The sequence below is a fragment of the Streptomyces sp. NPDC002306 genome (assembly GCF_053593435.1).
Window position 1 is genome coordinate 1 of record NZ_JBSFCK010000050.1, and the last position, 10,422, is coordinate 10,422.

The 10,422-nt window shown below is 67.0% G+C and carries 7 protein-coding genes and 2 pseudogenes; 7 read left to right on the forward strand and 2 right to left on the reverse strand.

The annotated features are described in order from the left end of the window. The 3 genes and pseudogenes from ACWCQK_RS37710 to cutA all read left to right on the forward strand — a co-directional run. Positions 1-86: pseudogene (locus tag ACWCQK_RS37710) on the forward strand (IS5/IS1182 family transposase); the annotation flags it as partial. A 95-nt stretch (positions 87-181) separates the two neighbouring features. Continuing rightward, positions 182-343: a hypothetical protein gene (locus ACWCQK_RS37715; protein WP_451163073.1), complete on the forward strand. Its 162-nt coding sequence runs from the start codon at positions 182-184 to the stop codon at positions 341-343. 260 nt (positions 344-603) lie between these two features. Further along, the gene (cutA, locus tag ACWCQK_RS37720) at positions 604-936 is read left to right on the forward strand and encodes a divalent-cation tolerance protein CutA (RefSeq protein ID WP_451163075.1); all 333 of its coding nucleotides are present in this window, start codon (positions 604-606) and stop codon (positions 934-936) included. Here cutA and ACWCQK_RS37725 read toward each other — a convergent pair whose 3' ends face one another. After that, complete coding sequence (locus ACWCQK_RS37725) at positions 937-2,238, reverse strand: XRE family transcriptional regulator (RefSeq protein WP_451163077.1); 1,302 nt, start codon at positions 2,236-2,238, stop codon at positions 937-939. It abuts the gene before it with no gap. Between the two features lie 363 nt (positions 2,239-2,601). Here ACWCQK_RS37725 and ACWCQK_RS37730 point away from each other — a divergent pair, with 363 nt between their 5' ends. The 4 genes from ACWCQK_RS37730 (at position 2,602) to ACWCQK_RS37745 (ending at position 8,647) form a co-directional block, all read left to right on the forward strand. Beyond that, positions 2,602-3,102 carry a DUF6415 family natural product biosynthesis protein gene (locus ACWCQK_RS37730; protein WP_451163079.1) on the forward strand — a complete coding sequence of 167 codons (501 nt, stop codon included), beginning with the start codon at positions 2,602-2,604 and terminating at the stop codon, positions 3,100-3,102. Positions 3,103-3,358: 256 nt separating this feature from the next. Continuing rightward, entirely contained in the window at positions 3,359-4,054 is a 696-nt protein-coding gene (locus ACWCQK_RS37735; protein WP_451163081.1) for a hypothetical protein, read from the forward strand. 1,208 nt (positions 4,055-5,262) lie between these two features. Next, entirely contained in the window at positions 5,263-5,712 is a 450-nt protein-coding gene (locus ACWCQK_RS37740) for a hypothetical protein (RefSeq protein WP_451163083.1), read from the forward strand. 811 nt (positions 5,713-6,523) lie between these two features. Further along, positions 6,524-8,647, forward strand: a complete 2,124-nt coding sequence (locus tag ACWCQK_RS37745; RefSeq protein ID WP_451163085.1) for a SpoIIE family protein phosphatase — start codon at positions 6,524-6,526, stop codon at positions 8,645-8,647. A gap of 50 nt (positions 8,648-8,697) precedes the next feature. Here ACWCQK_RS37745 and ACWCQK_RS37750 read toward each other — a convergent pair. After that, positions 8,698-9,664 (reverse strand): annotated as a pseudogene (locus ACWCQK_RS37750) (RNA-guided endonuclease InsQ/TnpB family protein). Positions 9,665-10,422: the final 758 nt, after the last annotated feature.

Genomic DNA, 10,422 nt, shown 5'->3' on the forward strand with positions numbered 1-10,422 from the left:
GGCAGATCTTCCGCAGATCTCGCATCAGCCCCAACCGCATGACCCTCATCGCCAAAGCCGTCCTCACCCTGGAGAGGCAACGTTGAAAATGCTCACTGAGTCGAGTTGGGATTAAACAGGCTTCAGAGATGAAAACGACCTCTTACGTGCGGTTTCACAGTGCGGTGCTCTCGCGGACGGCTTGACGAATGCGCGGACCGGCGGCGCGGTCGTCGGCCACGCCGCCGAAGCGCTGTCCGGACTCAGCGTGGTCGCGCAGGACGAAGGCCATGACGGCTGCGGCATCGCCGAACTGCACGACTTGTGTGTCGTCTCCGCCCACGTGCTCGGCCAGGGCGCGTAGGAGGTTCTGCACCCTGTGCCGGATCTCGTTGCAGGGCCGGTCCCCCTGCACGGACCCTTCGACGCCGTACAGTCCGATCATCCGCCTGTATCAATTTCTGACCTTGAGGTCCGGACCCCGACGTGGCACCGACGGCCGGGGGCTTTCCGGAACCTTGCGCGCGGCCCAGTGCTGGGCAGCGGCATCAAGGCTTTGAATCGCGCCCTCGCACGCGTCGAAGTCCCTCAACCGTCGCCTCGGCCCGGGCTAGTCTCGCTCGCATGGTTGACTTCTTGCAGGTGTCCACAGCAACGGCGACACAGGAGCAGGCTGTTGGCCTTGCGCAATCGGCCGTCAGTGCGCGACTGGCGGCGGGCGCTCAGATCGTGGGTCCGGTGGTCTCCGCCTTCTGGCACGATGGAGAGTTTGGTACGGGAGAAGAATGGCGGTTGCTGCTGAAGACTACCCGGGCGCGGTACCAGGAGCTGGAAGCACATCTGCTCGAGCATCATCCGTGGCGCAACCCCGAGGTCGCGGCCGTAGTGATCGAGACAGGCTCACCAGCATGCCTGGCGTGGATCACCACGAGCACGCAGCAGGCCGACCAGGTCTGATCACAGCCCCGCCTTCTCCAGGAGAGCAGCGGCTGCGGGCAGCGCGCGATGTCCGTTCAATTCGTTCAGGACGGGGGCGAGCCGCTGACGGGGCCGTACAGAGGCCACTTCGGCTGAGAGATCCAGCGCTTGGTCTGCTACCGCGACGGCCTGTTCGATCTCGCCGGCGTGCACATAAGCAGCGGCAAGCCAGGACAGGTAGAGACTTTTGTCCCGGGCGTGTCTGCTGTCGTAGTCGGCCAGTGCCGTCTGCAGCACGGGAACTGCGCGCAGCGGCCGGCGGAGTTCGGTCCAGCAGCGGCCGGTCATGATCTGCAGTTCGGTGTGGTCCACCCACGCTACCCAGTCAGGATGGGACGTGTCGCCGTCGGCTTCGGCGAGAGAGTTCGCCGCGGCATCGAGGGCACGCTCGGTCTGGGTTGCATTCCCGGCGACGGCGTGGGCCCAAGCGAGGCGTTCTTGCAGCAGAGCGCGCACGGCAGGCGACGCTCCAAGGCCGGCTTCGGTGACCGAGCGCTCTGCGATCTCGATGCCGGCCTTCCGGTTGTTCGGAGTGGTCTGATAGGCGAGGAAAGCGAGTGCGTTGCCGGCGAGAGCCATGTCTGTGGCCTGGGTTGCGGCCTGATGGCTGGTCTCGTAGAGGCTGGCGGCTTCGGTGGGGCGGCCGGCGTCGAAGGCTGCCCACCCGGCTTGCTGGGCCTGTTCAGCGAGAACGGACAGCAGGGCGCGGCCTGTGGTCTCGGTGTACGTGGTGTCGCGGATGAGAGCTTTGGTGGCCTGGTACTCGCCGAGGTAGACCCGGTAGGTGTCGCCGCCACCCAGGATGTCGTCCAGGCGTCGCAAGCGAGCCGTGCGCTCACACAGCCGCTTCGGGGTGTCGCTTCCGATGTGACGGCCCGTTTGCGGCCGGGTCAGTTCGGGCAGGCTCGCTGCCAATCCGCTCCCAGCGGAGGCCTTGAAAAAATCTCTGCGCCGCACAGCATCCTCTCCCTCCACGTCCGGAGTGAGACCGGCCTCCCACGGGCGTGAGGCAAGTCCGAGCAACGAGCCCGGGATACGCAGGGCATCGGCAATCCGCGTGATCTTCTCGAAGGTGGTCACACTGCCCTGGCCACGCGCCAGGGATCCGACACGTTCCGGCTTGATGTCGCATTCTGCGGCGATCCTCGCGTAGCTGATCCCGGCATGCTGGCGGGCGAGCGTAAAGACGGTGCCGAAGTCGTGGGCGGCGAGCGCCGCTCGGACGTCCGCACGCTCCAGTAGCACACGCGGCAGAGCCGTGGGAGGTCGGTAGTCCGTCATTGGATGCCCCGCTTGCAAATCACGGCCGGGAAGGTGACCCGCTACCGACTGTACCCATCACGGGGATACCCGCGGGTGGGAAGCCAACAGCCTAAGCGTCCTGAAGTCTTGGGGGGACAGAGCACCTCCAGCCGCTCGCTGAGGACCCTCCGCATCCGACATCCCATTTTGCATCTGAAGGAGTATGGGAATGGCGCTCCACAACCTTTCATATGTACAACGTCCCCGGCGCGGCGATTTAGCCATCCGTGTCCACGCCACCAACCTGGCCCGAATCGCCTTCTCTGCGGGTGTCGCCGTGCATGCGAAATATGAGCCCCCGCCGGCCCGGCTGCTGCAATCCGGCCACCGCCTGGAGAGTGGGTGTATCAGTTGAATGCACTCACCACTGGCACACTCACAGTCGACGTCGCCGCGATCCGCTGGAACATCAGCCTGCTCCTCCCCCACCGCCAGGCACTCCCCCTCACCCACGATGAGCTCGCAGCGCTCACGGATTTTCTACGTACGCACACCCGCCTGCTCATCGCGCAGGTCGAGCAGGCGGCCGCGAGACGGCCTGCTGAGGACGTGCCCCGCTACGTCGCTCTCGCCTGCGCCAGGCAAGCCCACACCAAACTCCACGCCCACCCCGGACCCGGCCCGCACGGACCGCTCATCTACGCCCGCCGCCTCGCCCGCACCCTCGCCGCCCTGTGCGACCACCACGAAGCCCTCACCAACGTGACCATGTGCCTGGCCTGCGACCAGCCCATCCACGACGGCGAGCAGACCATGCCCTACGACAAGGTCAGCCCCAGCGGCGGCGCAGCACGAGCCGGCCACATCCACAGCCGCTGCGCGAACACCGTCCGTCGTCACTGACCTCCAGGCCCCTTCCCCGCCCCAGGGACTGCCGGAGCCCCACGGCGAGCGCAGGGTCAGGGTCGCGTACTTCCCGTCCCGCCGCCGAAGGGCCGGGAGGACGGGTCCCAGCGTCCTTCCTGGCCTCCAGCCTTGGGCAGTTCGAGCCTCGGGGCAGGCCCACCACGTCGGCGCCGCATCCGCGGCGTAGCGCCGTCCTCAGCCCAGGCCGGCCAGCGCCGGCCGCGTGCCTCATCCACCGAGAGGGATTCTTCGCATGCCTGCCCGTCCCGCCAGCCCGAGCACCACTCGGGTCGTGCCCTACATCACCGGTCGTGAAGGCGAACACCCCGACCTCCTCGCCTCCCTGCGCAGCGTCCAAGGCCCCGACGGACGCCTCCAACTCGCTTACCGCGACGAATCGCTCGACGATCGGGACCTGCGGGGCGTGTTGTGGGGACGCTGCTCCCAGAGCATCGGCCTCAACAACCTCCCCACCGGCCGACCACGCTGGCGGATGGTCCACCCCTCCCGTCAACGCGAATGCATGGAACAACTGCGCTGCCAGATCTGCGCCCAGCCCGCCCGTACGAAGCAGGGTTGCATGTTCCTGGCCGGCCCGAACGAGGTACACCCCGACGACGCCGTCGTGCGCACTGCCCAGCCGCCCGTCTGCCTCCAGCACGCACGCATGGCTGCCGAGCAGTGCCCGCACCTCGACCGCCGGCCCACCGTGTTCCTCGTCCAGAGCGCTCCGCTCTACGGAGTCATCGGCACCCCCTACCAGTACACCGACAACGGCCTCGAAGCCCTACCCGCCACCGGCCAGGACGCACTGCCCTACGGGCACCCCGGCCTGCGCTGGTACGTCGCCTCCCAACTCATCCGCCGCCTGTGCGCCTACACCGTCATCGACCTCGACGACCTTCCCCCGGCCCCTCCGGCAGGCACAACGAGCGATGCAGGAGCGTGAGCGGCGGCCGCCGCTTTCCCCGCATAGGGGCGCTGAAAGTCGCCAGCCCTCGAAGGAGAGACAGGTAGGCTTCCATGAAGTAGGTGGTGATGCTCACGCGTTGAGTGCCGGCCGGAAGGTTGTAGGTCCCGGGCGCGCGGCTGCGGACTGCCTGCCCGCACCGTCGCCCTGCATTCCCTTCTCCCTTTCGGTCGTCGTCCGGTCTACCCTCACCTTCGTTGAGTGGGGGTCGCCTTCGCCGCCTCCTTGTAAGTCGCTCTCCGTGGGGTACCCCACGGACTTCTCCAAGAATTTTTGAGTGCGGCCGGGACGCGGGCAAGCCGTGGGGTATTGACCGCGACGTGACGTAAGAACGGGCGTCCCACGCGTCAACTTTCTTGGAGCAGTACGTGAGTTCCGCACCCGCGCCTACGCCGCCGGATCTGCCCGAGCCGAGGCAGCAGCCTCATACGTTCGTGACGCAGCACACCGCCATCGTCCTCTTGGCGAGGGTCGTCATCGGCCTGGTCGTCGGCTGTCTCACGTTCCTGAGCGGGCGTCAGTCGCCGGTGCGGTTCTCGCCGGGTTGCTCAGCACCGGGAGCAGTGTGCCCGTCCTGCGCACCCTCATCGACTGAAGTCCGGGCTGTGGATGGCGCCGGGCAGGGGACGTCACCGGCCGGCACGCCTGCGTCGCGCCATATGGCATCGGTATGCAGAAAGGTGTAGAAGCTCTGGCACCTGACTGCGGCCGCCGTGGGCAGCAATCCGCAATAGATGATAATGTTGCAGTGCCGCTTCGTCAGGGTTGGGGGGATAACTCCGCTAAGGCAGAGGGTCCCGGGGAGAGGCAGCGGTCCGCGAAGTGCGGAAAGAGTCGGGCTGACGGCCTGGACTGATAGGGAAGTTCCTACCGCGGCTCATGACGGCTTTCGAGACCGTCCAGCATGCATATTCCAAACCGCGACCCCCCAACCGCTCTTCTCTCGAATTCACATACTCATCAAGCGGTCTTCTGGCCAGAGGATGCCACAGAGCATTCTGAGGTCTCCATGCCATCGTCACGCGGGGGTAATGGGCTCCGTGTGACGGTGCAGAACCAGGGCTGCAGAGCAGAGTTCAGCCCGCTCATACGAGGGTGGATCAATGAACCGCAGACGTCGTCTCGCTCTCCTGGCAACACCACTCGTACTGCCACTCACACTCGCCTCGACTGTCGGTGCGCAAGCGATGAGCGACAAGGCACCCGCGAGTAGCAGCGCCGCCGCCCCTTCGAAAGCGGTTTGCGCTGTCGTGCGTAACACCGATGCTCCGGGCCAGGCCACCTTCGCGCTCAGAGGCGAAGGATTCAAGGAGGGGTCGAAGGTGGCATTCCTCGGCCCGGGTGCCGCCGGAACGGGCTTCACCGTGGACGCCGACGGCGCCTTCGTCGTGCCCATCACGACCAACGGTCAGTACCACATCCAAGTAGATGCCGGCGAGGCCACCATCAAGTGCGCCAAGTCGAAGGGCGAACAGTCACAGAAGGATGAGGAGCGCGCAGCAGGATTCACCGCTGGCTTCAACGCGGTCAAGGCGAACTGCCAAGCCAAGGAACCGCAAGGCATCGCCCCCCACACCGCAACTTGGGAGAAGGGCTGGGACGCGGGAGCCGCGGCAGCGGCGGCCAAGTTCTGCTGAGGAACCAACCAGCCCCTGTGAGCCTGGGGCGACGCCGGGGAAGTGGACCATGCTGTCCCCTGTCCACCGAGCGCGTCGAACTCTTAAACGACCGCTCGCCCCGTCGCCGCCCCTGGGGTCCGGCCGCCCCAGGAGGGAGTGCGCTCCTGGGGCGGCCGTGGTCGTGCAGCAAGGGCGGCCCAACGAAAACACCGACCTGCGGAAGTCAGCCACCACGCACTTGCGGCGACCCAGTACCCGTCACGTGTGCCTCCAGCAACCCCGTTCCGGTCTCAGCCACGCTTCCGGAGAACGTCACGGGCCCGCGTTCGGATGGTCGCCTTGATCCGGTCCCGGCTGGCGCCCCAGACCGCGGACGAGGGGCTATGACCACCGCCCGCCGCTACGGCGGGACGGCCACCGGCATCGTCGACCGGGCAGCGGACGAGGATGCCGTGCCATCCGCAGCCGTCGAGATCGCCCAGACTCAAACTGGACTAGACCGGCGACACCCTCGGCACCATCAAGAAGCGCATGTACGCCTCGGTCCTGGCCACTCTGCGCGACGGGGCCGACCCGCTCGGCTGACACCGTTCATCAGGGCAGCATGATCCCGCAGAGTCATGCTGCCCTGCACACGGTCTCCGGGCTGCGCATACCCGTGACGAGCCTGGCGGAGTGGCCCGGAGTACGGTGGACGAAGGGGTTGTGAAGCACTGGGGCGAGTGACATGCAGACTCCGGCATCCTCTTCTCGGTCGTGGCCCCGCGCCGGCACCATGACGGACGCGGAGGGCCGCGACGACCTCTGCGTGTCGGCGGCTCGTCGCTGTATGCGCGAACTGCGCGCGTCAGCCGTCGCGGTCTATCTGGCCGTGCCCGGGGAACCGATGTTGGCGGCTGCGGCCATCGTCACCTCCCCCTTGGGCTCGGTCGTACCCGAGCGTCTGCCGACCGAGGACCTGGCTCTTCCCTCCGTCCGGGCCTACCGAACGCGGCGGGTCTGCACGGCCCACTCCTACGACATAGCGGCACGGCATCTCGATTTCGGGGTTTACGCGGCTGCTCCGCACATCGTGACCGCCGCACCGCTGGCAGCAGGAGAGCGCAGGTTCGGCGCTTTGATGGCGTTCTTGCCGCACCACGTTCAAGGGGTGTGCGTGGACGATACGGAGTACCTGCGCGAAGCGGCAGAACATCTCTCGGCCGAGTTGGACCGCCTTCCCGACCGCGGCGTCTCTCTGTCTCCTCCGAAGCTTCCGCTGGTGGTTTCCCTGGAGACCGGTGCCGCTACGGAGACCGGCGGGGCCTCCTCTAAGGAAGGGGACGGATCGCCGATCAACTGGAGCGCACCCTTCATTTTTCACCTGCACAAACTGGCCGTCTCCCTGATGCCTGTCGTGCATACGAGGGACGCGATCGCGCTGACGATCGAGCGGCTGGTCTGCGGATTCGGGGCCCGAGCGGTGGCCATCAGCCTGATCGAGGGCGACCAGCTCCATGTGGTGGGCGCATCGGGCTGCTCGAAGGAGTACCTGAAATCTGTCAACGCAAGCTCCATCAGCAACACGAAGTCTCCTGAGACCGAAGCCATCACGCACCGCAAGCAGCTCATCTACGAGGCAGGAGAGCAAGGCCAGTTGCCTGGGCAAAGCCACATGACAGCGGACGGCCGTGACGAGCACGTGTGGGTTGTTCTCCCGCTGCTTGCAGGAGACCACGTACTGGGCACATGCTCGGTCGGCCTCGCACCGGAGCACCGCCTGGTCACCACGCGGCTGTCGCCCCTGTCCACCCTGTCGACGCTGCTCGGCCAGACACTCGAACGCACCCAGCTCTACGACGCCAGCCACGCGTTGGCACAGAAGTTGCAGGAAGCCCTGCTGCCCCGAGTGCTTCCCCAGCTTGCGGGTGTGCTGACCACAAGCCGGTACGAGCCGCCCACCGGCGCGATCGAGCTCGGAGGCGACTGGTACGACATGATCACGCTCCCCAGCGGCGAAGTGGCCGCGGTGATCGGCGACGTCGAGGGCCACAACACGGCAGCAGCCGTGGTGATGGGGCAGCTCCGCAGTGCGGTGCGCAGCTATGCGCTGGAAGGCCACGACCCGAGCACGGTGCTGTATCGCGCGAATCGCCTGATGATCGACTTGGAGACGGATCACTTCGCGACCTGCTGCTGCGTCTGGCTCGACCCCGAGACAGGCACGGCCCAGGTCGTCAGCGCCGGTCATCCGCGCCCACTGATACGAACCGCTGTCGGTGCCTACCTGGCGGCAGCCACCGATATAGGTGTCCCGCTGGGAGTCGAGCCGAGTCCGTCGTATCAGGCGGACATCCTCACCATGGAGCCGGGAACGCTGCTGGTTCTCTACACGGACGGCGTGTCCGGCAGGGGTGGCGAGCTGGCCCGGGAAACGCTGGAAGCCGCCGTCGCGGACTCCGGTGATGAACTGGAACGGCTCGGCGACGGACTGATGGGCTCAGGTGTCGGACAGGCCCGGCGGGTGGACGATGCCGCTCTTCTGCTGCTGCGGTACGAAGGCCCCGCCAGGGAGGTCAAGGAATCCATCAGACGACTCCACCTGCACCGCCACGACTACCAAGGCGTACGGAGCGCCCGGCGTTTCCTCACCACGTCCCTGGACAGCTGGCATCTGGCTTCACTGTCCGATTCCGCCGAGGTGCTCGCATCGGAGGTCGTCACCAACGCGATCGTCCACGGCGACAGCGACGTCGACGTATGTCTGCGCAAGTACCCCGACCACCTCCGGATGGAAGTACGGGACAGTGACTCCCACCCTGCCATGCTCGTGGACCTCGGTCCGGACGAGGACAAGGCCGAAGGGGGTCGGGGGCTGGTGATCGTGTCTGCCCTGGCTTCCTCCTGGGGGAACTCACCCAGCGGTAGGGGGAAGACCGTGTGGTTCGAGATGGATACCCAAGAGGAGTCGTAGTAGTAGCCGGATCCGTCTCGTGACTCCTCCCTGTGGGACGGGGCTTTTCGCTATGCCGGGTGGGCGTTGCGACGGGCCAGCCCGGCCCGTAGAACGTTGGTGGCTCCCACTGTGTCGGCGTGGGCGGTGTGGCCGCAGGCGAGGCAGTGGAATTTTTCCTGGGTGGGCCGGTTCTCCTTGGCGGTGTGCCCGCATGCGGGGCAGGTCCGGGAGGTGTTGCGGGGGTCCACGGCAATCACTTTCCGTCCGGCGCTTTCAGCCTTGGCGTGCAGGATCGTCAGGAACACCCCCCAACCGGCATCCGGGATCGACTGGTTGAGCCCGGACTTCGCCGCTGCCCCGTTGGGCAGGAATACGCCCGCCTGGTCGGGGTCGGGCCTGGGTGCGGGGGCCTTGCTCATGTTGCGGATCTGGAGGTCTTCGTGCGCGATGAAGTCATGCGCACGGACGAGACCGAGGGCGGTCTTGTGTGCGTGGTCGAGCCGCTGACGCCGTACCTTGCGGTGGAGCTGGGCGACCTTCTCCACCGCGCGCTGGTGGTTGGCGGTGCGGTCCTTGGCCTTCCGGCGCGGGAATTGGGACAGGGCCTGCTGTGCGGTTTCGAGTTTCGCGGCGGCCTTGCGCCGGTGTCGCGGGTTGGGGACGAAACCGCCGTCCGAGTCCGCGAGGAAGTTCGCGATGCCCAGGTCGATGCCGACGGCGCGGCCGGTCGCGGGCAGCGGTTCGGGGCACTCCTGTTCGGCGGTCAGTGCGACGAACCACCGACGGCCCTCACGTTTGACCGAGACGGTCCTTTATCCGGCCGGGCACCGGCCGGTGCTGGTTGACCTTCACATGCCCGATGCCCCGGAAGCGGACGCGGGTGGCAGGGCCGTGTGGGGTGGAGTTCCACCGGCATCCGTCGCCGTCCTTCGGGAAGCCGACCGTGTCGAACCAGTTCACCCCGCGAAAGCGCGGATAGCCGGGCGTGTCACCGGACTTGACCCGACGGAAGAACGCAGCGAACGCCTTGTCCAGACGACATCCCGTCGCGGCGGGCCGGGCCTTGTCGTCGGCAGCCCCGGAAAGTTGCTGCTCGAGACCGTCTGCAGGCCGGGGAGGTCCTGTACGTTCCCCGCGGATTCGCACACGCCGCCGCGGCCGCCGAGGACGCCCCCGCGGTGCACCGTCCGCGAGGCGGGCACGTCGAACCTGGAGGCGGTGCTGCAAGTCCTCGTCGCCGCGGCCGCCGGCCTGCCGGTACGGCCGCTCGACGAGGATTTCCTGGTCCCTGCGGCCTCCGAGGTCATCGCCGGCGCCGCAGGGCTCTGGAGGACCTCACGCCGAGGCCCTCGTCCACTACACCCCCACCGTCATGCGGGCCCAGCCAGCACAGCCGGTGCACACCTCGATCGCGGACTGACCGCCCCTGTCCGGCGTGCGAGGGGCGCCACGTTCCCGGCCTCGCCCCGTACAGGTCCGGAGCGTTGTGGCGGGTGACGCCGGGGTGCGGTCGGCCTCACAGCCTGCTCGTCAGGAGTCCCAGTAGTCTTGGGGAATTTTTGGTCGGATATCGGTGACCTGCACCGCACGGGGCCGACGCTCGTCGAGTACGTGGCTGGCACTGCGCATGTCACGGGCCGAGTAGCAATTACTCATGGACAGCTGACGCCTGACAGTAACAGTTGAGTTTGTCCGCCTTTAGGACATTGGTGAGCCAGCGGCCTGCAGGAGCGGCAATGCGAGTATCGCCAGGCTCAACCGCAAATGTCTCCCCACTCGGTCTGCCCATCGAT

Coding starts and splice junctions, on each gene's coding strand:
- cutA (WP_451163075.1), top strand. CDS start 604: ATGGTTGACTTCTTGCAGGTGTCCACAGCAACGGCGACACAGGAGCAG.
- ACWCQK_RS37725 (WP_451163077.1), bottom strand. CDS start 2,238: ATGACGGACTACCGACCTCCCACGGCTCTGCCGCGTGTGCTACTGGAG.
- ACWCQK_RS37735 (WP_451163081.1), top strand. CDS start 3,359: ATGCCTGCCCGTCCCGCCAGCCCGAGCACCACTCGGGTCGTGCCCTAC.
- ACWCQK_RS37740 (WP_451163083.1), top strand. CDS start 5,263: ATGAGCGACAAGGCACCCGCGAGTAGCAGCGCCGCCGCCCCTTCGAAA.
- ACWCQK_RS37745 (WP_451163085.1), top strand. CDS start 6,524: ATGCGCGAACTGCGCGCGTCAGCCGTCGCGGTCTATCTGGCCGTGCCC.